Raw genomic sequence first — 23560 nt, forward strand, 5'->3', positions numbered from 1 at the left:
ATTTTCTTTCTTGAGGCCTCAAGAAAGAAAATTGATGACTATTTTTGATAATCTAAATTAATAAATAACGGTCAACACTAATCAGGGATATACAACTAGAGAATATTAATATAACTAATAAGCTTTAAGGCTTTGAGAGAAAATAAATTTTAATGAACTTTAAAGAACAAATACAACAAGGAATTCCTTCTATTTTACCAGAAAAGAAGGCCTACGACCCGTCTATTAATCACGCGCCAAAGCGAAAAGAAATTCTAACTGACCAAGAAAAGGAATTAGCTTTACGCAATGCACTTCGCTATTTTGAACCGAAACATCACGCCACGCTCCTACCTGAATTTCGTGAGGAATTAGAAAAATACGGACGTATATATATGTATCGTTTCCGTCCAGATTATAAAATGTACGCACGCCCTATCGAAGAATATCCAGGAAAGAGTGAGCAGGCAAAAGCTATTATGCTAATGATTCAAAATAACTTAGATTATGCTGTAGCGCAACATCCACACGAGCTTATTACCTACGGAGGAAACGGGGCTGTTTTCCAAAACTGGGCGCAGTATTTATTAACGATGAAATACCTATCAGAAATGACCGATGAGCAGACATTAGCTGTTTATTCTGGACATCCAATGGGGCTTTCCCCTTCGCATAAAGACGCTCCAAGAGTTGTAGTTACCAACGGAATGATGATTCCTAATTACTCAAAACCCGATGACTGGGAGAAATTCAACGCGCTAGGGGTTACCCAGTACGGACAGATGACGGCGGGAAGCTATATGTACATTGGCCCACAAGGAATTGTACACGGAACTACAATTACGGTTCTTAATGGGTTTAGAAAAATTAAAAAGGCAACGCATGGCGGATTATTTGTCACCTCAGGTTTAGGGGGAATGAGCGGGGCTCAGCCTAAGGCTGGGAATATCGCAGGATGCGTTACCGTTTGTGCCGAAGTAAATAAAAAAGCTACAGAAACTAGACATTCTCAAGGGTGGGTAGATGAAGTTATTTCAGATTTAGACGAACTCTCTAAACGTGTAAAAGAAGCTACTGCTAATAAAGAAACAGTTTCTATTGCCTTCGACGGAAACGTGGTTGAAGTTTGGGAGAAATTTGCTGAAGATAATATTAAGGTTGATTTAGGTAGCGATCAAACCTCACTCCACAATCCGTGGGCAGGAGGTTATTACCCTGTGGGGTTAACCTACGAGGAAGCCAACGATATGATGGCCAACAACCCTGAGCAATTCAAAAAAGAAGTTCAGAGAAGTTTACGCCGCCAAGTTGCAGCTATTAACAAACACACTGAAAAAGGAACGTATTTCTTCGATTACGGAAATGCATTTTTGCTTGAAGCTTCGCGTGCTGGTGCCGATGTACTTTCGGATGAAAAAGGAAAGGAATTTAGATACCCATCATACGTGCAAGATATTATGGGACCAATGTGTTTCGACTTTGGTTTCGGGCCTTTCCGTTGGGTTTGTGCTTCAGGAAAAGCAGAAGATTTACAAAAAACCGATGAAATTGCCTGTGAAGTTCTTGAGGAATTAATGAAAAACTCTCCAAAAGAGATCCAACAGCAAATGCAAGATAATATCACATGGATTAAAGGAGCTCAGCAAAACAAACTTGTTGTTGGCTCTCAAGCCCGTATCCTTTACGCCGATTCCGATGGAAGAATCCAAATAGCTTCGGCATTTAACAAAGCGATTTCTGAAGGTAAAATAGGCCCTGTTGTTTTAGGTCGCGACCATCACGATGTATCCGGAACCGATTCCCCTTACCGTGAAACCTCTAATATTTACGACGGGAGCAGGTTTACTGCAGATATGGCTATTCAAAATGTTATTGGCGATAGTTTTAGAGGTGCTACTTGGGTGAGCATACACAACGGTGGTGGCGTTGGTTGGGGTGAAGTTATAAACGGAGGTTTCGGAATGGTTCTTGATGGTACTAATGATGCCCAACGACGACTTGAAAACATGCTTTTCTGGGATGTAAACAACGGAATATCAAGACGTAGCTGGGCAAGAAATGACGAAGCAGTTTTCGCTATTAAACGCGCAATGGACAACAATCCAAAACTAAAAGTTACGCTTCCAAATTTCGTTGATGATAGTTTATTCACCTAAAAAATAAAATCTATGAAAGCACTTAAATTTTTACCGCTGTTGCTGCTTTTCGTTTTCACTTCCTGCTCCACCGTTCGTGTAGCAACTGATTACGATAAAGAAGCAAATTTTAATCAATATCGTTCTTTTGCTTTTTTTAAGCCTGGAATAGACAAGGCTAAAATAAGCGACTTAGATAAAAAACGAATCCTTCGTGCTATTGATGCAAACCTAAGTGCAAAAGGAATGTCGAAATCTGAAACTCCAGACTTACTAGTAAGTATTTTTACTAAAGAACGTGAGCGTGTTGATGTTTACAACAACAACTTTGGCTACGGTTGGGGATGGAGCCCGTGGTACTACGGAACGTATTATGGTGGAAGTAGCGTTTCACGCACTACTGAAGGTACACTATTTATAGATTTAATAGATGCAAAAACTAATAATCTGGTTTGGCAAGGAATGGGAAATGCAGATTTAGTGACTAGCAATATGGAAAAAAAAGAAGAAAGGATTCGAGAAATTGTAGCTAAAATTTTAGCAGAATATCCACCTGGAGTGAAGAAATAACCCTACAGAAAAAGGCTTTTACCGAAATGTAAAAGCCTTTTTTTATTCTTATAAGCACTTTCTGTTACAAAAGACTTTTAGCAACCTTGCGACAAGCTTCAATGGTGAAATCTAAATCTTCATACGTTAATGCATCAGAGATAAACCAAGTTTCAAAAGCACTCGGTGCTATGTAAATACCTTCGTTTAGCATTCCGTGGAAAAACTTTTTAAAGTTACCATTACTCGCAGCAGCTGCTGAATCAAAATTGGTTACTGGCGTTTCAGAGAAATGAATTGAAATCATCGATCCAAGACGATTGATAGTATGTTCTACATTTTCAGAAGTAAGAGCTTCAGCTAATCCCTTATGTAAGTATGCTGTCTTTTCGTTTATAGAATTGAAGATATTGCGATTAGCATCCAATTCTTTAAGCATTGCAAGACCGGCAGCCATAGCTAAAGGATTCCCACTTAAGGTTCCCGCTTGATACACAGGGCCAATTGGCGCTAAATAATCCATAATTTCTGTTCTTGCAGCAAAAGCCCCTACAGGCAGGCCACCACCGATAACTTTACCAAAGGTTACAATGTCTGCATCAATACCAAAAAGCTCTTGTGCGCCTCCAGGTGCAAGCCTAAAGCCCGTCATAACCTCATCAAAAATGAGTAAGATGTCATTATCATCACAAAGCTTTCTCAACCCTTCTAAGAAACCATCTGCAGGTGGAATACATCCCATATTTCCAGCAACAGGCTCAAGAATGATACATGCAATTTCGCCTTGATTTGCAGCAATCGTTTTAGCTACATTATCTAAGTCGTTGTAAGTAGCAAGAAGAGTATCTTTCGCAGTTCCTTCGGTTACACCAGGACTGTTAGGCTCTCCAAATGTAATCGCTCCACTTCCAGCTTGAATTAAAAATGAATCACTATGACCGTGGTAACAACCAGCGAACTTGATAATTTTATCTTTTCCTGTAAATCCACGTGCCAATCTTACGGCACTCATACAAGCCTCAGTTCCACTGTTTACAAAACGAATTTTATCTACATTAGGAACCATAGAAACTGCTAGTTTAGCAATATCGGTTTCAATTTCAGTTGGCATCCCGAAAGATGTTCCGCTTTTAGTTTTGTCGATTACCGCATCCACTACAGGTTTGTGAGCGTGCCCTAAAATCATTGGCCCCCACGAGTTAATGTAATCTACTAGCTTATTGCCATCTTCATCATATATATAAGCTCCTTCTGCTTTTTTTGCATAAATTGGCGTACCTCCCACCGATTTAAAAGCTCTAACTGGAGAATTCACACCTCCCGGAATTACTTTTTGTGCTTCCACAAACAAAGCACTACTTCTTTGATAAATCATACTCATAACAAAAATTCTTTATTTCTATTTCACACCTAACGCTACACCACATAATTAACAGGTGTAGAAAGGTTTATTTTAATGTAATATTATTTTGCTGAACTCAAGTATAGAACTTGGCCTACAGAAATGGTATTATTTTTTAAGCCATTGTACTTTTTAATCGCCTCAACACTCAAGTTAAATCGCTGAGATATATTATATAAAGTATCTCCAGACTTTACGTAATAAGTAGCAATTTTGGTTTTCTTGGAAGTAGGTTTTAATACTTTTCCACCTAAAACTTCTTTGTCGAATCTATCCAAACGATATCTTTCAATAATACTAATAAGTTTTTGAGGATATTTCGGGTCGGTAGCGTAACCCGCTTTGCGCAAGCCTCTCGCCCATCCCTTATAATCGTCTATTCTAAGACTAAAAAGACCTTGATACCTACTGCGCTGCGTTAAAAACAACGAGTGATCGCGGTATGAATATTTTGGATGCGCATACTTTCGGAAACACTCCTGCTTTTCATCGTCGTCGTGATAGGCTCTCTCGCCTTCCCAACCTCTATGACACTTAATCCCAAAGTGGTTATTTGCTTTTTGAGTAAGCTCGCCCGCACCAGCACCACTTTCTAAAATCCCTTGCGCCAAAGTTATACTGGCTGGAATCTTATAGTTTACCATATTGTCCTTTGCTATATCGCGATACAAATTTATATAATATTCAACGCGTTCGTTATACGAAAGATTTGTAGGAATAATAAAAACTTCAGGCTCTTCTGCTTTTGTCCCCTCTTCGTCGGGTTCTTGAACTTTTACAACACGCTCTGTTTTGGACTTTTTTGTATAGCGCGTAGCAGTTTTTTTCGATTTACAACTACCGAAAAATATTATACTAATTAGTGAAAGGGCGATAAGTCTAGCAATCATTTTATTCAATTATAGGAAGGTTTTTCTTTTTCAATTTTTTATTAATACCGGCAATGCCTTGAAGGCCTCCAGTATGCACTGCAAAAATACAGCTATTTTCTTTGAAATACTCATTTTTAAGCAGTTCAAAAATGCCATACATCATCTTGCCAGTATAGACAGGATCTAACGGAATTGCCGTTTTTTCCTTAAACTCATTTATGAAACGTATTAATTTAGGATCTATTTTAGCATAACCCCCAAAACAATACGCATCGGTAATGGAATAGTTAGTTTTAGCAGTGTATTTTTTAATTTCAGAAGTCTGAAAATTTCCTTTTAAAGCTGAAAATCCAAGTACATCTTGATGCTCTTCTGAAGCATTTATTAAGCCAGCTATTGTTCCTCCTGTGCCAACTGCAACACAAATTGTATCGAACCGCTTAGTGTGATCGTCTAAAATTTCTTCACAGCCTTTTACAGCTAAATGATTACTACCTCCTTCAGGAATGATATAACTTTTGCCGGTATTTTTTATTAATGAATCAAGAAAGGACTGATTGTCTTTATTTCGATACGCTTCACGGGAAATAAAAAGAAACTTCATACCACATTCTTTAGCAAAGCTAAGGGTTGGATTTTCAGAGATTTTACTTTCAAGTTCTTCGCCTCGAATTACACCGATGGTTTTAAACCCCATTTCTTTTCCTGCTGCTGCCACTGCTGCTATGTGATTTGAATATGCTCCCCCAAAAGTGAGTAGCGTTTCGTAATTTTCTTCCTTGGCACGCAGTAGGTTGTATTTTAGTTTTCTGAACTTATTTCCAGACACGAAGGGATGCAACAAATCTTCACGCTTTACAAAAAGTGAATATCCATGAATGCCAAACAAACTGAGATCAACTTCTTGAATCGGGCTTGTAATATGAGTGGTTTTTAATGACATTTGGCAAAGGTAAGAGTATAAATTAAGTGCTCAGAAGCACTACTAAAGAAAAAAGTTTCCTAAAACTCAAACCCAAATACTCCAGTAACACCAAAGTCTCTTGCCCCTGGGTTGTCTAGGTAGTTTCCACGAAAGTTAAAGTCTAACCTAAACACACGGAAAATATTCCCCACTCCTACACTCCACTCCCAGTAAATATCTTCAGGAGCTTTGTAAACAATGTTCGATGCGTTTAAATCTATATTTTCCTGCGAAATGCTTCCGTACACAGCTCTAAAGCCAATTACTTCACGTAAATCTAACTTTCGAAGTAAAGGTATTCTTGAGAAAATTCTACCTCCAAAGTTGTGTTGTAAGTGTAGTGAAGCATACGTATCGCTCACAAATTCGTAATAATCAAGCTGGGTAAAAGTATTGTATAAACTAAAGTACGTTTGGTTTCCAGGAATTGGGTTTAGCAAACTCAACGGCACAGCTCCAATGGTGGTTCCTACTTCCACAGTAGATAATAGTCGGCCAAATCCACCGATATTCCACGGTTGTGTGTAAAGCGCTTGCAGTTTTTTATACTCAAAATCTCCGCCCATCACACCTTTTAAACCGTAGCTATAGCTCGCAAAAAACGAAGGGAAATTGCCTGTGTTTATCACGGTACGTTCCACTCCATAGCCGGAAGTTTTTCTACCCGGGGTATAAAAGAATCCAAACTGAATTTCAGCTTGTTTTAAATGGCTCTTTACGTCTCCTGTAAAAACGCCATCTTCCATCACTTTATAGTCAATACTAAAAGTATCGGTAGCCGATTTTAAGGTTCGGTAAGATCCTGTTAACCGAATGATGAAGTTTTTCCAAGGCTCAATATCAAACCCAATTGTACTTAGGTTTATTCTAGACAGTCGGTCGTTCGCCCCCACAGAAAGCAGAGAAGACGACGCAAGGCTTCGCCCTAATACATCGTTGCTGTTGGTTAAACTCGAACCAGTTTGTTCTACATCTCTTCTATTACCTCCAAAAATTGTTAGTCTTGACTTTCTATCTAAAAGCCATTTAGCGGATAATCCGTATTTAAACCTGTCATCTTTAAATCCATAAGCTCCAAAACCTTCTAGACGCCATTGGTCGTTCTGACTAAAGTACGTACGACCTCCAAGGCGAATTCGCATTCCTTCGGCTTCATTAAATCCGAAGATTGAAAATACGGGACCAATGTCAAAATTGTTTACTTCGTAATACCCACTTGCTAATGTGGCGCCAATATTATACAAGGCTTTAAAACGCCCAACCGTTTTCAGGGTATCGAGCATTTTATACACTCCTTTTTCATCCTTACTGAGCTTCTCCATTCTGTTTTCATCCCAGAAATCATCAGGACGGTTATAAACATCGTAATTGTATGGATCTACTTGTTTGTTGTAGAATTTTTTATCTTTAGGAATATCAAATATATAGTTGTCATACAATGTTGTTCTCTTACCATAGATTCCTTTAGCTTCTTCTTTTTTCTGAAAACTAAAATCGCTTAAGAAGTAATCGCGAGTAATAAGAAAAATGGAGTCGTTTAATACGTCAAACTCCTGTTCGATATACACGTCCCGCACCCAGTTTAAATTTGCACTTTTTGAAGCCTTTAGGTTAATTTCCTTTATTGCCCAGGTGGTATCGTTTACCCAAAAATCTCCTTTAAAAGTAAGTTCGTTTTTGCGGCGGGGGTAGTACACAATATTGTAACACCATTTATTGTCGCGATACGCACTGTCTTGAAGTACATAGTTATACACATCTATCCCAGTACGAGAAAGCGGACTGGTAAAAGCTTTATCAAAAAACTTTAGGTAGTTGTCGTAAACGTCGTATTCGCTATAAAGATCTTTTATAAATGCAATAAGCGTTTGATTGTTGTCAAAACCAGAATTTTTATTCCCTTGAAGTACTTCTTTTTCTTGTTTCAGGGTATTATCACCATACACTTTTGAAACTGCTTCATTTATAAAAATTGGCAAGTAGGTATTTCCTGTAATGCGAGATGTATCGGTTTGTTCAAAGACAAATTCCATTCCTTTAAAAATACGATTACTCATTAGCGCGCTATCGATTGTGTTTAAATCGAACTCTAACTTTTCATATTTATCGTATTGGTATTGCTTGAACTTTTTAACCCCGTTCTCTCTTCGGTTTTCCCAGATTTTACGCAGTATATCTAGCGCAGGATTATTCTTTTTTGAAGTTTTTCCGGTATATATCACCACTTCATCCAGCGCATCGGAAGTTTCTTCTAAAACCACCTCCATATTATAAGTACTTCGGGCGGTGAGCTCCTGCTCTTTAGTAGTAAACCCCATAAATGAGAATACTACAGCCTTATACGTTTTATCACTTTCTAAATAAAATCGACCGTTTTCATCAGAGATGGTTCCCTCTTGTGAATCTTTAAAAATAACATTGGCAAAAGATACAGGATACCCTGTATCATCCTTAATTACCCCACTAACTTTCGTTTGGGCAGAAATCGAGGCACTTAGAATTAAAAGCGAAATGATTAAAAAGTGCTTCATACAAATTTACGCTGGAGGATAAAATATTTATTCTGTAAGAATGATCCAATAACAAACCTCAAAAAAACACATCACAAATAATAAAACATTAATTAAAAGGGGAAATTATTTTAATGATTTTTCGATAATTGCTGAAAGAATTTTCTTAAACGCTGTTATTTAAAAAGTAAACTTTTAGTTTTATTTTAATTCGGCTAATCTGTAATAAGTCAACAAAATATTCTTTTGCTCTCCAACTACAAATTAGCCACTCCACGCTACCTTCTACTTTTTATAAAGCACTTTCTTCACTGCCTTAATAACATCTTCACTATCTGGCAACCATTCTTTTAATAAAACAGGTGAATATGGTGCTGGAGTATCAGCGGTGTTAATTTTTACAATAGGAGCATCTAAGTAGTCAAACACATTGTTTTGAACTTGGTACGTAATTTCGGTAGCAACGTTTCCGAATGGCCATGCTTCTTCCAGAATCACCAATCGGTTTGTTTTCTTCACCGATTCGTAAATTGCTTCGTAGTCTAGCGGACGTACAGTACGAAGATCTATAATCTCACAATCAATTCCTTCTTCAGCAAGAGTTTCGGCTGCTTTGTATGCTTCTTTAATTATTTTTCCAAAAGAAACGATGGTTACATCCGTTCCTTTTCTTTTAATATCGGCAACTCCAATTGGAATTAGGTATTCTCCTTCTGGCACTTCCCCTTTATCACCATACATCTGCTCACTTTCCATAAAAATAACGGGATCGTCATCGCGAATTGCACTTTTCAACAAACCTTTTGCATCGGCAGGGTTACTAGGTACTATCACTTTTAATCCAGGACAGTTAGCGTACCAGCTTTCAAAAGCCTGGCTATGGGTTGCAGCAAGCTGACCCGCGGAAGCAGTTGGTCCTCGAAATACGATAGGAATATTAAATTGCCCACCGCTCATTTGACGCATTTTAGCAGCGTTGTTTATAATCTGATCGATTGCAACCAACGAGAAGTTAAACGTCATAAACTCAATAATAGGTCTATTGCCATTCATGGCAGACCCTACACCTATACCTGAAAAACCATTTTCTGAAATTGGAGTATCAATTACACGTTTTGCTCCAAACTCATCTAGCATGCCTTTACTAGCTTTGTAAGCCCCGTTGTATTCGGCAACTTCCTCCCCCATTAAATAAATAGATTCGTCGCGACGCATTTCTTCACTCATCGCTTCAGCAATAGCTTCTCTAAATTGTAATGTTTTCATATCTCGTTGTAGTTTATCCTAAGCTTTGTTATAAACCTAGTAAGCCTTACATATTTATTTTATAAAATTTTATTCCTGTCCCGCTTTTTTAAAACGCTACAGCCTCTTAAAAAACCCAAAGAATATTTTCTTAAGTTTTTTTTAGGGAAAGCAAAAATACTATAATTCCAATCTGATTAAGTAATATTTCAAAGATTTAACCAAAATTTATTATGCATGCATAGCAAATAAAAGCTAAATTATTATTAACTTCGCCCGCAAGCAAACCGCTGTATATTACCTATAGTAGGTTTGTACAATTTTTACAATTCAAAAATAGTATAAAAATGAAGATATTAGTCTGTATTAGTCACGTACCGGACACAACGTCAAAGATTAACTTTACTGACGGCGACACTAAGTTTGATACTAACGGTGTTCAGTTTGTAATTAATCCAAACGATGAATTTGGTCTTACACGTGCAATGTGGTTTAAAGAAAAGCAAGGTGCAACTGTACATGTTGTAAATGTTGGAGGTCCAGAAACCGAACCTACACTTAGAAAAGCGTTAGCGATTGGTGCTGATGAAGCAATTAGAATTAACACTGCTGCAACCGATGGTTTTTCTGTTGCAAAACAACTTGCAAACGTTGCTAAAGAAGGGGGTTACGACCTAGTAATTGGTGGTCGTGAGTCTATCGACTACAACGGTGGAATGGTTCCAGGAATGGTAGCAAAACTAATAGGAGCTAACTTCGTAAACACTTGTATTAATCTAGAAGTTGAAGGCGATAAAGCTACTGCAATTAGAGAAATTGACGGTGGAAAAGAAACGCTTAAAACATCACTTCCGCTTGTAATTGGTGGACAAAAAGGATTGGTAGAAGAAAGCGATCTTCGCATTCCTAACATGCGTGGAATTATGCAAGCGCGTACTAAGCCATTGAACGTAAAAGAGCCTGTTGACGCAAATTCTGAAACAAGCACTGTTTCATTTGAAAAGCCAGCCCCAAAAGGAGATGTAAAATTGGTTGATAGCGTAGACGAATTAATTAACCTACTTCACAACGAAGCGAAGGCTATTTAATTTGAAGCACCAACTGTAAGCACCAGATAACAAAAAATTAAAAGTTACTTGGAATTTGGAGCTTCAGATTTGGAATTCCAATCTCGATAGCTATCGGGATAATAATAATTACAAAATAAAACAGATATGATCTTAGTATATACCGAATCAGAAGAAGGAAAAATAAAGAAAATAGCTTTGGAAGCCGTTTCTTACGCAAAGGGAATTGCAGACCAAATGGGAACTTCCGTTACAGCTGTAGCTATCAATGCAAACGATACTTCAGAATTAGGAAAGTACGGTGCTTCTAAAGTTTTGGAAGTTTCTGACGATAAATTAAATAAGTTTAACGGCGAAGCTTATGCAGATGTAATAGGTCAAGCTGCTAAAAGTGAAGGTGCAAAAGTTATTGTTTTAACATCTAGCGCAAACAGTAAGTTTTTAGCCCCTACATTGGCTGTAAATCTAGAAGCAGGTTTTGTTCCTAACGTTGTTGAATTGCCATCGAGCACTTCACCTTTTAAAGTAAAGCACAGCGTTTTTACAAACAAAGCATTTGCTAATACCGAAATTACAACAGATATTAAAATAGTTGGAATTGGTAAAAACTCATACGGTTTAAAAGAAAATGAAACTTCAGCTACTACTGAAGCTTTCACTGCAAACCTTGACGCTCACGATTTTGATATGGAAGTAGTTTCTGTAGATAAAGCTACCGACACTGTTACTATTGCTGATGCTGAAATAGTTGTTTCTGGAGGTCGTGGACTTAAAGGACCAGAAAACTGGGGAATGATTGAAGAGCTTGCAGATATTTTAGGTGCTGCCACAGCTTGTTCTAAGCCAGTAAGTGATATGGGTTGGAGACCCCACAGCGAACACGTTGGGCAAACTGGGAAGCCAGTAGCTTCAAACCTTTATATTGCTATCGGAATTTCTGGAGCAATTCAACATTTAGCAGGAATTAATGCTTCTAAAGTGAAAGTTGTTATCAACAACGATCCGGAAGCTCCTTTCTTTAAAGCTGCAGACTACGGGATGGTAGGCGATGCTTTTGAAATCGTTCCTGAGCTGAACAAAAAATTAAAAGAGTTTAAGGCTCAAAACGCATAATTTTTTATTAATTTGTGCCTCGAAAAAGGCTGTTTAAATAAGGAAACACCCTCATTTAAACAGCCTTTTTAATTGATTTAAATTCGTTATTTTTATAAACAATTGTTTAAAGAACTGCGCATTGACGAAACTCACTGCGTATTGATTATTGAAGAATGAGCTTAGTAAAACTTAGCATAAAAGGGATATCGTACAGCCAAACGCAAAATGGTGCCTATGCACTTATTTTAAATGAGGTTGACGGCGAGCGTAAACTGCCAATAGTTATTGGTGCGTTTGAAGCACAATCTATAGCAATAGCACTTGAAAAGGAAATAACGCCTCCGCGCCCACTCACGCACGATCTGTTTAAAAACTTTGCCGACCGCTATGAAATTGTGATAAAACACGTGATAATTCACAAACTAGTGGATGGCGTATTTTATTCAAGCATCATTTGTGAACACGATAAAATGGAAGAAATAATAGACGCTAGAACCAGTGATGCCATTGCCTTGGCACTTAGATTTAACGCGCCTATTTTTACTTATAAAAACATCTTAGACAAAGCTGGTATATATTTAAAAACTCCTACATCAAAAAAACCACTCTCCAAAAAAGAGGAAGAAGTGATTGAAAATTTAATTTTAGGGGATGATAAAGAATCTAAAAAACCAGCTGGAGAAGATTACACAAAGTTCAGTTTAACCGAACTGAATAAAATGCTAGATGAAGCCGTAAAAAATGAAAATTACGAAAAGGCCGCTAGCATACGCGACGAAATATCGAAACGAAAGTAAATAAGTGGCAACTATCGGTTAACGTAGCAATATGAAATACCGCAAATTCAACCACTAAATATGTTAGAATATAATTTTTGGGATTTTAAGTATATGTATAAATTTACTCTTGTAGCCTTTGCGCTTTTATTCTTCGGAACCATTTTTGGGCAAAGCATCGAAAAGAATTGGCAATTTACCGAAGTAAAAGATCAAGCCGGGCTCTCCATCATAGACATCAATCCCGAAAAAGACTACCTAAATCTTAAGGATGGTTCCTTTGAATACCTTCTAGCTCCAAAAGATAGCACCCTAGCAAGTGGAGATTATATTCTTCAGAACAACCTACTAGTACTTTTCTTTAACAGTGCAAACGACAGCATTCGTAGATTTCGAGTAGAACAACTAACCGACAGCACCCTTACACTTTCCGAAAACAACTTTACATACAGCTTACAAGCCGATACCATCGAAGCTGCAACCGTTTTGGATATCGATACCAGCAATTCGCAAATAATCCCAAGCCAAGGAATTTCATTCAACAGTATTTGGCGTGGTGCCTTAGGAATGATTTCCCTTATATTAATTGCAGTGCTTTTCAGTTCAAACCGAAAAGCAATTAACTGGAAAACAGTAGGAATCGGGCTCCTATTCCAAATGATAATTGCAATTGGCGTATTAAAAGTAGGATTTATAAAAGCTACATTCGAAGCCATTGGTCAAGTATTCGTAAACGTATTAGATTACACAAAAGCGGGAAGTGAATTCCTTTTTGGAGGAATGTTAGACGTAAATTCATACGGATTTATTTTCGCCCTTCAGGTGCTACCCACTATCATATTTTTCTCTGCCTTAACCTCTGTGCTTTTCTACCTAGGCATCATACAAATTGTAGTAAAAGGAATGGGGTGGCTACTCACCAAAATCCTACACATTTCTGGAGCAGAGAGCTTAAGTGTTGCGGGAAATATCTTTTTGGGGCAAACAGAAGCTCCTTTGCTAATTAAAGCATACTTAGAAAAAATGAACAAGAGTGAAATGCTCTTGGTTATGATTGGAGGAATGGCAACTGTTGCCGGGGCCGTACTTGCAGCGTATATTGGATTTTTAGGAGGCGACGACCCTGCGCTTAGACTTACTTTTGCTAAACACCTTTTAGCAGCTTCAGTTATGGCAGCACCAGGAGCAATTGTAATTTCAAAAATATTATACCCACAAACCGAATCGATAAATACCGACGTAAAAGTTTCTTCAGAAAAAATAGGGTCTAACTTTCTAGATGCAATTGCAAATGGAACCACCGAAGGGTTAAAGCTTGCAGTAAACGTTGGCGCTATGTTATTGGTTTTTGTAGCGTTTATTGCTATGATAAACGGAATATTAGGCTGGGTTGGAGACACCACAAACCTAAATGAATGGGTGGCAGCAAATTCATCGTACAGTTCACTTTCCTTAGAAGCCGTACTCGGTACTGTTTTCGCACCTCTAATGTGGCTAATTGGAGTAGCTAAAGAAGACATGATGATGATGGGACAACTACTAGGAATTAAACTTGTAGCTAGTGAGTTTGTAGGCTATATTCAACTTGCAGAACTTAAAAATGTAGCCAACGGACTTCATCTTAATTACGAAAAAAGTATTATTATGGCTACGTATATGCTTTGCGGTTTTGCCAACTTTGCTTCTATCGGAATTCAAATTGGTGGAATTGGATCGTTAGCTCCAGGACAACGCAAAACCCTTTCTAAGTTTGGAATGAAAGCACTGCTTGGAGGAACAATTGCATCGCTTATTTCAGCAACCATTGCTGGAATGATTATTGGGTAGTTAGCCGAACAACTTTTAATTAGAAAGTAACCTCTTTTGAAGTAGAAGGGTTTAACAATTTGATTTCCTTGACCAATAGCAATAATTGTTCTACTTTTTAGTTTAATAGTTGGTTTGATTTTTTATATTTATTTTCTGAATTATTTCTCTTTACAATGAAACAATACCACGATTTACTTAAACATGTAATTGAAAACGGAACTGAGAAACAGGATCGTACAGGAACAGGCACAAAAAGTGTTTTTGGCTATCAAATGCGTTTTGACCTCAGCGAAGGTTTCCCGATGGTTACTACCAAAAAACTTCACTTAAAATCTATCATTTACGAACTATTGTGGTTTTTGAATGGAGACACCAATATAAAGTACTTACAAGAAAACGGAGTTCGAATTTGGAATGAGTGGGCAGATGAAAATGGCGATTTAGGACCTGTTTACGGACATCAATGGAGAAATTGGAACAGTGAAGAAATAGATCAGATTTCAGAAATTGTTGAAACCCTTAAAAAGAATCCAGACAGCCGCAGAATGTTAGTAAGCGCTTGGAATCCTAGCGTAATGCCAGACACTTCAAAACCTTTTGTTGAAAATGTAGCAAATGGAAAAGCTGCACTTCCACCTTGCCACGCATTTTTTCAGTTTTATGTAGCCGATGGAAAGCTGTCTTGCCAACTATACCAACGCAGTGCCGATAGTTTTTTAGGGGTGCCGTTTAATATAGCGTCTTACGCACTACTTACAATGATGATGGCACAAGTTTGTGGCTACGAAGCAGGAGACTTTGTTCATACTTTTGGCGATGCGCATATTTACAGCAATCACTACGAACAAGTTGCACTTCAACTCTCTCGCGAGCCTCATCCACTCCCAAAAATGATTTTAAATCCGGATGTAAAAGATATTTTTAGTTTCACTTTTGACGACTTTACTCTAGTGGATTACAATCCGCATCCACATATTAAAGGTGCAGTTGCCATATAATTTCAAAAACCTATTATGAAAAACCTACTCATTGCCGTTTGTATATTATTTTCCACAACCATCTTTGCGCAAGAAGAATGGGGTAATGTAAATAAAAACGAAGTTACACTTAAGGAAATTGGTCCTGTATGGCCTGGATGTGAAAAAGGTAACGTAGCCGAACGCGACAATTGTTTCAACCAAAAGTTATCGGCTCATATTTCTAAAAACTTTAAATATCCTGCCGATGCTTACAAGAGAAATGAGCAAGGAAAAGTAACCGTTGAGTTCGTTATTAATGAAAAAGGACTGGTTGAAGTAACCAAGGTTACCGGGGGAACCAAATCGCTACAAGAAGAAGCAAAAAGAAATATTATGGCCATCCCTAAAATGGCGAAACCAGGAATGATGGCAGGAAAACCAAGAAAAATCAAAATGGCCGTTCCCTTTAATTTTAAAACTGGAAAGTAGCTTTTAAACAGGCTTCTTCTAGTATAAAATTAATTTTATCCCTGCATTATGAAAAATTTTCTATTCATCTTAGCTTTTGGTTTTACTACAATCTCATTCGCTCAAGACGCTAATGCACCACGGGCGGATGTTCCATTTGCTGTTATCGACCGAGTTCCCATATATCTGGGATGCACTGGAACCGACAATGAGGTATTAAAAAAATGCATGTCCGAAAATATCTCGGCCTTTATCAAATAGCATTTTAATATGAAAAAAATGGAGGCTTTAAATTTGCCTCCAAAAATTTACCGAACTGCCGTACAGTTTAAAATTGATAAATACGGAAACGTAGTAGATGTTCAGGCGAGTGCAGACCGACCTGAAATTCAAGTAGAAGCCGAACGCGTGGTAAGCAATTTACCTAAAATGATTCCTGGAGAACACAGAGGGAAACGTGTGGGTGTATTATACTCACTTCCTATTATCTTTAAAATTGAACCTCCAAAAAGACCGCGTAAAAATTAGAATTTTTAGTTTAACAACTGTTTAACGAGGCAACAATAGTCTTAAACAATATTAATAATTATATTTAAAGTGTAGATAATATGTGAGTTTACTCAGATAAAACACTTTTTTATGATTGTTACCGATACTTTGGTTTCATTTTTTCTTGAAACCCGCCAACATACAGAAGACATTTGCAAGCCGCTGGAAATTGAAGATTATGTCGTTCAGCCTATTGTAGATGTTTCACCTCCTAAATGGCATCTAGGGCATACCTCATGGTTTTTTGAGGAATTCATTCTAAAGCCCTACAAGCTAAACTATAAACTTTTCCACGACGACTTCGCCTTTGTATTCAATAGCTATTACGAGAATGTAGGAAAACGCGTGGTTAGGAACGACCGCGGAAACCTCTCCCGACCTGGCGTAGCCAAAGTTTATGATTACCGGCACTACGTAACTTCAGAAATGAAAGATTTTCTTACTGAACTGCACAACACCGACAAGGGAATTTCAGAAAAAATAAAAGATTTGCTTTTAATAGGAATACATCACGAAAAACAACATCAAGAACTACTTACAACCGATATAAAATACATCCTAGGGAATAATCCCTTGTTGCCTAAATACAACGATAACTTTACTGAAAACCCCATCCAAAATTTCGAGAGAGAATGGATAGACATGAAAGAAGGAATTTATGAAATTGGGCATAACAATCCAGATGCGTTTTGTTACGACAATGAGTTGGGACAACATAAAGTATATCTACACGACTATAAAATTTCGAATAAACTCGTTACCAATGCCGAATACCTAACGTTTATAAATGCTGGCGGGTATGAAGATTTCAACCTATGGCACGCCGAAGGTTTAGATTGGGTAAGAACGAACAATATTAAAGCTCCTATGTATTGGCATAATATTGAGGGGAAGTGGCATCAATACACATTACAAGGACTACGAGAAATAGATCTTGACGCGCCACTGTCACATATTTCTTATTACGAAGCCTTTGCTTATACCCAATGGAAATCCTGCCGACTTCCTACCGAATTTGAATGGGAAGCTGCACAAAACAACTTTGAATGGGGCAGCCGTTGGGAATGGACCGAGAGTGCCTATCTCCCCTACCCCAATTACACCAAAGCCCCTGGAGCTATTGGTGAATACAACGGCAAGTTTATGGTAAACCAAAAAGTGTTGCGCGGTGGCTCTGTAGCAACCTCAAAAAACCACACCCGACCAACCTACCGCAACTTCTTTCAAACAAACCTGCGTTGGCAGTTTACAGGTTTAAGATTAGCAAAATAACAGACACCAAACCTATGGATATAAAAGCGAAAACTCAAAGAGATACAACATTTAAAACCGAAGTTAAGGAAGGACTTAGCAGTTTCCCGAAATACCTATCGTCTAAATATTTTTACGATAAAAAAGGCGACAAGTTATTTCAGGATATTATGGCTATGCCGGAATACTACCTTACCGGTTGCGAATTTGAAATTCTCGCTACCCATACCAAAACCATAGGCGAACTTTTCCGCGATCGCGAAAATGGTTTAGATTTAATCGAACTTGGTGCTGGCGACGGTAAAAAAACAAAATTGCTGCTCAAGTATATGACCGATAATAACTTCAATTTTGTTTACAAGCCTATAGATATTAGTGAAAACGCAGTAAAATTACTTACAAACAACCTAGCTCAAGAAATGCCATCTCTAACGGTAGATGCTGAAATAGGAGAATATTTTGAAGTTTTAGAACGCCTTAAAGGGTTCAACAAACGAAAAAAAGTGATTGTGGTTTTAGGCAGTAATATTGGCAACTTGCTACATCCAAAAGCCATCGACTTTCTCACCAAACTAAAAGATACTATGTTGGCAGAAGACCTACTGTTTATGGGTTTCGACCAAAAGAAAAATCCGCAGACGGTCTTGGATGCTTATAACGACCACACAGGAATTACCGCTGCATTCAACAAAAACATTCTAACCCGAATAAACCGAGAGTTAAACGCGAATTTTGATGTAGATAAATTTACGCATTGGGAATCCTACAACCCAGAAACCGGCACTGCAAAAAGCTTTTTAGTAGCTACCGAAGCCATGGATGTACATATTAAAAACCTTGATCTCGATATAAGTTTTGAACAATGGGAAACCATCCACACCGAGATTTCACAAAAATACGACGATAAAACTGTGACTTGGTTGGCCGAACAAGCAGGCCTAACCATTGAAACTTCTTTTACAGATAAAAAAGGGTATTACAAAGACTACGTCTTGCGAAAGATTTAGGAAATATTGTTTAATTTAGAAGTTCTTATTTCTAACCAAACCAGAAGCAGCTTGAAAACATCACCCTACATTCTACTTATATCTTTTTTACTGATTGCCCTACTCATAATTTCTTGCGCAGTAAAAAACCCCACCGACTGTATTGACGAATCTAAAATTAGCGACGGCCCTTGCACTATGCAATACGACCCAGTATGCGGCTGCGACGGCAAAACCTACTCCAACCCCTGCGTAGCCGAACGAGCTGGAGTAACTGCTAGTGTTCCTGGGAAGTGTGGGGAGGATAGGTAAATTCTACCAAACATAGTTTACACTATATAAATTTTATTTTTAAGCTTTATAAGAATGATTGAAGTAGTTTGCGCTATCATATTAAAAGATGATAAAATTCTTATCACTCAACGCAGTGAAAAAATGAAATTGCCTTTGAAATGGGAGTTTCCTGGCGGCAAGATAAATAAAGGAGAAAGTGAAGAAGAAGCTATTATAAGAGAAATTAAAGAAGAATTAAGTATTAAAATAATTCCGCTAAAAAAAATATCTTATAATATCCACGATTATGGATCATTCAAAATAAGACTAACAGCTTATTTATGCGATTATATTGCTGGTGAAATTGAACTTTTAGAACATAAAGACTTCAGGCTTGTTGCCTTTGAAGATTTGAACGAATATGATATAGCCGATGCAGATATTCCTTTTATTGAGAATTTAAAAACACTTATATAATGAATGAAGGTATTTACGAACAGTTGATAACTAAGCTTGTCGCTTCCAGACTTCAAAACCTCGAAATAAATAAATATTACATTAAAGATACCTCAATTGATAAAGAAGAAGCTGCACAAGTTTTATCTAAGCACCTGAATAGTACAATTAAATATGCGCTATCATTAATTAAGGGTGAAAACGCAATTGAAAATCAAATTAAAATTGCCAATAAAATTATTGGAGTTTTAAAAGAAGAAATAGACAATGACCTAATTGAAGAAGATCTTGTAAAAGCAGAAGGTCGAATTCTAAAAGCTGTTTTCGAAAAAACTGATGCCCATTTTTCTGATTTAGAACTACACTTAAAAGAAATAACTCCATATACAAGACTAACCCATAGCGAATTATTTACAGGAGGAAATGTAGGATTGTCTTTAGAAAGTGAATTAAAAAAAGAGATTTTGTCTTCAAACCGAGTAGATCTACTTGTCTCTTTCATTAAATGGAAAGGAATAATAATTCTTGAAAAAGAACTGAGAGAATTTACAGAAAGAGGAGGAAGATTAAGAGTTATCACCACTACTTATATGGGTGCTTCAGATTATAAAGCAATTCAATTATTATCAAACCTACCGAATACTGAAGTTAAAATTTCATATAATACCGGTAATGAAAGATTACACGCTAAAGCATATTTCTTTTATCGCAATTCAGGATTTCACACAGGTTATATTGGTTCTTCTAATTTTTCACGAACTGCATTAACAGATGGGTTAGAATGGAATCTTAAAATAACTACCAAAGAAGTTGGACACATTATTGATAAATTTCAAAAAACATTTGAAGCTTATTGGCAAAATAATGAATTCGAATTATTTGATGCCAAGATTCATTCTGAAAAATTGATTGAGTCTTTAAGATCTGGAAAATTGCCACATCAAAGTTTTATCAATTTAGCCTTTTTCGACTTAAATCCTTATCCTTACCAAAAGGAAATATTGGAAAACTTGGAAGTTGAACGTATTGTTCATAACCGATATAAAAATCTTTTAGTCGCAGCAACTGGAACTGGAAAAACTGTTATTTCAGCATTTGATTATAAAAGGTTTAAAGAAGAAAATAAATCAGCGAAACTTCTATTTGTAGCCCATCGAAAAGAGATTTTAGAACAGGCTATATCAACCTTTAAAGGAGTTTTAAAAGATAATAATTTTGGCGAATTATGGGTTGATGGCATGCAACCTTTTAAATTTGATTTTGTATTCGCATCAGTTCAGACACTAAGAAATAGAATCGAGGAACTTTCTTTAAGTTCAACATTTTATGACTTTATCATTATTGATGAAGTCCATCACATTGCTGCTTCAAGTTATCGTCCTATTCTTAATTATTTTAAACCAAAAGTTCTTTTAGGATTGACTGCTACCCCTGAGAGAATGGATAATGAAAATATTCTAGAAGACTTTTGTGATAGAATTGCTGCTGAAATTCGTTTACCTGAAGCCTTAAATCGAAAACTTCTTTGTCCCTTTCAATACTTTGGTATTTCAGATAGTATAGATTTGTCAAAAGTTAGATGGGAGAATGGAAGATATGTTCCCAGCGAATTGACAAAATTGTATTTGGCAAATGATCGACGTGTAGGTGAAGTGATTAGCAATGCAAATAAATATTTAAGAGATATTAATGACGTAAGAGCTCTCGGATTCTGTGTGACTATTGAGCACGCAAAGTATATGGCTGAAAAATTTACTTTAGCTAATTTAAAAGCTCATTACCTCACAAGTGAAAACTCAAGAGAAAGGGAAGACCTTAGAAAAAAGTTAAAGAATAAAGAAATAAATTATTTATTTGTAGTTGATATTTTTAATGAAGGAGTTGATATTCCAGAAATCGATACAGTTTTATTTCTAAGACCTACGGAAAGTTTAACGGTTTTTCTTCAACAACTAGGTAGAGGACTTAGACTGTCTGAAGGCAAAGAATGTTTAACGGTATTAGATTTTGTAGCTAATGCCAGACCAGAATATAATTTTGAAAATAAATTTAGGGCGTTAATAGGTAAAACCACAACACCCGTTCAAAAAGAAATTGAAGATAACTTTCCCCATTTACCATTAGGATGCTCAATTGTTCTCGAACAAAAGGCTAAACAAAGTATTCTAGATAACATTATTGCGGCCACCACCGTGAATAAAAGACAACTAATTCAAAAGATTCAGAATTTCGAACATCAGACAACTTTACCTCTTACACTAGCTAACTTTATAGTATTTAATAATCTTAGCTTACAAACAATATATAAAAGAGGCAGTTGGAAAAGGCTTCTTAATTTAGCAGGAAAACACGAAGATTTTGACAGCCACAACGAGAAAGAAATTGTTTCCACTATTTTAAGAAAATGGTTATCGACCAATTCCACTAGTTATTTCGAATTCATATTAAAGTTAGCTAAAGAGAACTTTAAGCCTGATTTCAGTTTATATAATGAAGTAGAAAATGTCATGCTATTGATGCTGCATTATGACGTTTGGAAAGGTTCTGAAGATTTTAATTCCATAAAAGATAGTATTGAGGCAATTGGAAAAAATAATGTGTTGGTCAAAGAAATCATTGAAGTCTTGGAGATTCTTCTTAATGAAATTAGTTTTAAAGAAATAAATATTGAACTACCATACAAGCAACCGTTAAAATTACATTCAAGGTACACTAGAGATCAAATTTTAGCTGCATTTGGATTAAGCACGTTTATTAAAAAATCCTCTAATAGAGAAGGTGTAGCTGAGAACAAAAAACTTAATACAGAGATCTTGTTTATAGATCTCATTAAAGCTGAAGAGGACTTCTCCCCTACCACGATGTATAATGACTATGCCATTAGTGAAACTTTGTTTCATTGGCAAAGTCAAAATCAAACAAGAGTTGACCATGGTAAGGGCTTAACCTATATCAACCATAAGCAACTCAATAAGAAGATTTTACTTTTTGTTCGTGAAAAAGCTAAAGACGAGTTTGGAAATACCATGGGCTATGTGTTTGTAGGAGAAGGTAATATTCAAGATTATTATGGCTCCAAACCTATAAGTATAAATTGGCAATTAAGCGAACCTCTACCTCAATATTTATGGAAAACATCTGCAAAAATGGCTGTTGGATAAATTTTTCCATTTCAAACTTGTAATTTGTATATAAAAACTTAAAACTCAACATAATTAGTTAGGCTTTTAACATAGTTAACTCTCACTCATTTCTTATCAGTTAAAAGGATGTAATGACGAAAAAAATTAGAGTGAAAATCATTTAAAATTTATCACAAAAACTCACATGCCAGCACTACTCCTCAAAACTCCTATATCGTGTAAGAAACACATAAAACGCACCATAGGAAATAAAACCTACAGCAGTAATTGCCATTAACACTTTTCCAAAGCTGGATTGGTTTAAAAATTCAAAAGCTTCCTGTATTCCTTTAATATTATTGTTCCCAGTGTAGAACCCAGCGTGTAAAAAGAAATAAGCAATAATTCCCACTACAAAAGCGCGTGAGTAAAAACCAAACATCCCCAGCCTTCGAATAACTTCTGAATATTTCTTGCCTTCAAGATTAAATTGGTCTAACATTCCTCCCTTAAAAACGCTTATAATTAAAACAACAGTTTGTATCGCTAGGATAATTCCAATTCCAACGAAAACAATAGCAAGCGTAGTAGGCTCCAAAAAATCAAGATAGGTACTTTTTACTATTTCATTATCCGTAGGAGTAGCCAAGTGATAGAATGCCAAAATTGCTATAAAAACGTAAACCAAACCTGTGATAAACAACCCCATTCGTTGTAATAAGGCATTTTTGGTAGCGCCTTTCTTTTCAGGATCTTTTATACTTTGTACAAACATCCAAAACGAATAACAAAACAAACCAACACCTAAAAACAACAAGAGAATTTGCCCGAAAGGTTGCTTTTTTAAAAACGTGAGTGCCTGATTGGTTCCAGAACTTTCGCCTCCCATATTTAATGCCGCCAATAAAGAAAGTATCCCTATAACCAAGTAGATGATTCCCTTGGAAACAAAGCCAATAATAGCAAGGGTTTTAAAAGAGTTTTTCACAAATTATTTATGGTTTGTTAATTGAGCATTTAAAGGTACGAATTGTTGTACGATGGATTGAGTTTTTAATTAGTGTTAAAACTTGTGGTAAATAGTGGTGCTATA

Annotated in this window: 20 protein-coding genes; 14 read left to right on the forward strand and 6 right to left on the reverse strand. The window is 36.6% G+C overall.

The annotated features are described in order from the left end of the window. Positions 1 to 152: 152 nt before the first annotated feature. Positions 153 to 2135, forward strand: a complete 1983-nt coding sequence (locus tag K8344_RS00005) for a urocanate hydratase (RefSeq protein WP_237606190.1) — start codon at positions 153 to 155, stop codon at positions 2133 to 2135. A gap of 12 nt (positions 2136 to 2147) precedes the next feature. Then, on the forward strand, positions 2148 to 2684 hold the full coding sequence (locus K8344_RS00010) for a DUF4136 domain-containing protein (protein WP_237606191.1): 537 nt from the start codon (positions 2148 to 2150) through the stop codon (positions 2682 to 2684). Between the two features lie 64 nt (positions 2685 to 2748). On the opposite strand, the gene hemL is transcribed toward K8344_RS00010, so the two are convergent. The 5 genes from hemL to K8344_RS00035 form a co-directional block, all read right to left on the reverse strand. Next, entirely contained in the window at positions 2749 to 4038 is a 1290-nt protein-coding gene (gene hemL, locus K8344_RS00015; protein ID WP_237606850.1) for a glutamate-1-semialdehyde 2,1-aminomutase, read from the reverse strand. A gap of 89 nt (positions 4039 to 4127) precedes the next feature. Next, entirely contained in the window at positions 4128 to 4955 is an 828-nt protein-coding gene (locus K8344_RS00020; protein ID WP_237606851.1) for a glucosaminidase domain-containing protein, read from the reverse strand. 1 nt (position 4956) lies between these two features. Further along, positions 4957 to 5880, reverse strand: a complete 924-nt coding sequence (locus tag K8344_RS00025) for a 1-aminocyclopropane-1-carboxylate deaminase/D-cysteine desulfhydrase (protein ID WP_237606193.1) — start codon at positions 5878 to 5880, stop codon at positions 4957 to 4959. Between the two features lie 59 nt (positions 5881 to 5939). Further along, on the reverse strand, positions 5940 to 8432 hold the full coding sequence (locus K8344_RS00030) for a DUF5686 and carboxypeptidase-like regulatory domain-containing protein (protein WP_237606195.1): 2493 nt from the start codon (positions 8430 to 8432) through the stop codon (positions 5940 to 5942). A gap of 264 nt (positions 8433 to 8696) precedes the next feature. Continuing rightward, positions 8697 to 9677, reverse strand: coding sequence for a pyruvate dehydrogenase complex E1 component subunit beta (locus K8344_RS00035; RefSeq protein ID WP_237606197.1), 981 nt, complete (start codon positions 9675 to 9677; stop codon positions 8697 to 8699). 326 nt (positions 9678 to 10003) lie between these two features. Here K8344_RS00035 and K8344_RS00040 point away from each other — a divergent pair, with 326 nt between their 5' ends. The 12 genes from K8344_RS00040 to K8344_RS00095 all read left to right on the forward strand — a co-directional run bounded on the left by K8344_RS00040 (position 10004) and on the right by K8344_RS00095 (position 22506). Next, the gene (locus tag K8344_RS00040) at positions 10004 to 10744 is read left to right on the forward strand and encodes an electron transfer flavoprotein subunit beta/FixA family protein (protein ID WP_237606198.1); all 741 of its coding nucleotides are present in this window, start codon (positions 10004 to 10006) and stop codon (positions 10742 to 10744) included. Between the two features lie 126 nt (positions 10745 to 10870). After that, on the forward strand, positions 10871 to 11836 hold the full coding sequence (locus K8344_RS00045) for an electron transfer flavoprotein subunit alpha/FixB family protein (protein WP_237606199.1): 966 nt from the start codon (positions 10871 to 10873) through the stop codon (positions 11834 to 11836). Positions 11837 to 11991: 155 nt separating this feature from the next. Beyond that, on the forward strand, positions 11992 to 12615 hold the full coding sequence (locus tag K8344_RS00050; protein ID WP_237606200.1) for a bifunctional nuclease family protein: 624 nt from the start codon (positions 11992 to 11994) through the stop codon (positions 12613 to 12615). Between the two features lie 93 nt (positions 12616 to 12708). Beyond that, on the forward strand, positions 12709 to 14421 hold the full coding sequence (locus K8344_RS00055) for a NupC/NupG family nucleoside CNT transporter (protein ID WP_237606852.1): 1713 nt from the start codon (positions 12709 to 12711) through the stop codon (positions 14419 to 14421). 155 nt (positions 14422 to 14576) lie between these two features. Beyond that, positions 14577 to 15401, forward strand: coding sequence for a thymidylate synthase (locus tag K8344_RS00060; RefSeq protein WP_237606201.1), 825 nt, complete (start codon positions 14577 to 14579; stop codon positions 15399 to 15401). 15 nt (positions 15402 to 15416) lie between these two features. After that, positions 15417 to 15851: an energy transducer TonB gene (locus K8344_RS00065; protein WP_139855914.1), complete on the forward strand. Its 435-nt coding sequence runs from the start codon at positions 15417 to 15419 to the stop codon at positions 15849 to 15851. Between the two features lie 249 nt (positions 15852 to 16100). Then, positions 16101 to 16358, forward strand: a complete 258-nt coding sequence (locus K8344_RS00070) for an energy transducer TonB (protein WP_237606202.1) — start codon at positions 16101 to 16103, stop codon at positions 16356 to 16358. Positions 16359 to 16469: 111 nt separating this feature from the next. Further along, positions 16470 to 17651, forward strand: coding sequence for an ergothioneine biosynthesis protein EgtB (egtB, locus tag K8344_RS00075; RefSeq protein ID WP_237606203.1), 1182 nt, complete (start codon positions 16470 to 16472; stop codon positions 17649 to 17651). A 14-nt stretch (positions 17652 to 17665) separates the two neighbouring features. After that, a complete protein-coding gene (locus tag K8344_RS00080; protein ID WP_237606204.1) occupies positions 17666 to 18637 on the forward strand; it encodes an L-histidine N(alpha)-methyltransferase in 972 nt (323 codons plus the stop codon). A gap of 51 nt (positions 18638 to 18688) precedes the next feature. After that, positions 18689 to 18928, forward strand: a complete 240-nt coding sequence (locus K8344_RS00085) for a Kazal-type serine protease inhibitor domain-containing protein (RefSeq protein ID WP_237606206.1) — start codon at positions 18689 to 18691, stop codon at positions 18926 to 18928. Positions 18929 to 18982: 54 nt separating this feature from the next. Continuing rightward, positions 18983 to 19366, forward strand: a complete 384-nt coding sequence (locus K8344_RS00090; RefSeq protein WP_237606208.1) for a (deoxy)nucleoside triphosphate pyrophosphohydrolase — start codon at positions 18983 to 18985, stop codon at positions 19364 to 19366. Then, positions 19366 to 22506, forward strand: coding sequence for a DUF3427 domain-containing protein (locus tag K8344_RS00095; protein ID WP_237606209.1), 3141 nt, complete (start codon positions 19366 to 19368; stop codon positions 22504 to 22506). The genes K8344_RS00090 and K8344_RS00095 overlap by 1 nt, the downstream gene beginning before the upstream one ends. Positions 22507 to 22681: 175 nt before the next feature. On the opposite strand, the gene K8344_RS14180 is transcribed toward K8344_RS00095, so the two are convergent. Continuing rightward, positions 22682 to 23455, reverse strand: coding sequence for a DUF1206 domain-containing protein (locus K8344_RS14180; protein WP_237606211.1), 774 nt, complete (start codon positions 23453 to 23455; stop codon positions 22682 to 22684). Positions 23456 to 23560: the final 105 nt, after the last annotated feature.

The sequence above is a fragment of the Aequorivita xiaoshiensis genome (assembly GCF_022008395.1).
GTDB classification, from domain to species: Bacteria; Bacteroidota; Bacteroidia; order Flavobacteriales; family Flavobacteriaceae; genus Aequorivita; species Aequorivita xiaoshiensis.

Bases quoted from the DNA above. Each gene is read 5' to 3' on its own strand.
- K8344_RS00055 (WP_237606852.1), top strand. From the start codon at position 12,709: ATGTATAAATTTACTCTTGTAGCCTTTGCGCTTTTATTCTTCGGAACC.
- K8344_RS00095 (WP_237606209.1), top strand. From the start codon at position 19,366: ATGAATGAAGGTATTTACGAACAGTTGATAACTAAGCTTGTCGCTTCC.
- hemL (WP_237606850.1), bottom strand. From the start codon at position 4,038: ATGATTTATCAAAGAAGTAGTGCTTTGTTTGTGGAAGCACAAAAAGTA.
- K8344_RS00010 (WP_237606191.1), top strand. From the start codon at position 2,148: ATGAAAGCACTTAAATTTTTACCGCTGTTGCTGCTTTTCGTTTTCACT.
- K8344_RS00005 (WP_237606190.1), top strand. From the start codon at position 153: ATGAACTTTAAAGAACAAATACAACAAGGAATTCCTTCTATTTTACCA.
- egtB (WP_237606203.1), top strand. From the start codon at position 16,470: ATGATTGTTACCGATACTTTGGTTTCATTTTTTCTTGAAACCCGCCAA.
- K8344_RS00035 (WP_237606197.1), bottom strand. From the start codon at position 9,677: ATGAAAACATTACAATTTAGAGAAGCTATTGCTGAAGCGATGAGTGAA.
- K8344_RS00050 (WP_237606200.1), top strand. From the start codon at position 11,992: ATGAGCTTAGTAAAACTTAGCATAAAAGGGATATCGTACAGCCAAACG.
- K8344_RS00025 (WP_237606193.1), bottom strand. From the start codon at position 5,880: ATGTCATTAAAAACCACTCATATTACAAGCCCGATTCAAGAAGTTGAT.
- K8344_RS00060 (WP_237606201.1), top strand. From the start codon at position 14,577: ATGAAACAATACCACGATTTACTTAAACATGTAATTGAAAACGGAACT.
- K8344_RS00090 (WP_237606208.1), top strand. From the start codon at position 18,983: ATGATTGAAGTAGTTTGCGCTATCATATTAAAAGATGATAAAATTCTT.
- K8344_RS00080 (WP_237606204.1), top strand. From the start codon at position 17,666: ATGGATATAAAAGCGAAAACTCAAAGAGATACAACATTTAAAACCGAA.
- K8344_RS00045 (WP_237606199.1), top strand. From the start codon at position 10,871: ATGATCTTAGTATATACCGAATCAGAAGAAGGAAAAATAAAGAAAATA.
- K8344_RS00030 (WP_237606195.1), bottom strand. From the start codon at position 8,432: ATGAAGCACTTTTTAATCATTTCGCTTTTAATTCTAAGTGCCTCGATT.
- K8344_RS00040 (WP_237606198.1), top strand. From the start codon at position 10,004: ATGAAGATATTAGTCTGTATTAGTCACGTACCGGACACAACGTCAAAG.
- K8344_RS00070 (WP_237606202.1), top strand. From the start codon at position 16,101: ATGAAAAAAATGGAGGCTTTAAATTTGCCTCCAAAAATTTACCGAACT.
- K8344_RS00065 (WP_139855914.1), top strand. From the start codon at position 15,417: ATGAAAAACCTACTCATTGCCGTTTGTATATTATTTTCCACAACCATC.
- K8344_RS00020 (WP_237606851.1), bottom strand. From the start codon at position 4,955: ATGATTGCTAGACTTATCGCCCTTTCACTAATTAGTATAATATTTTTC.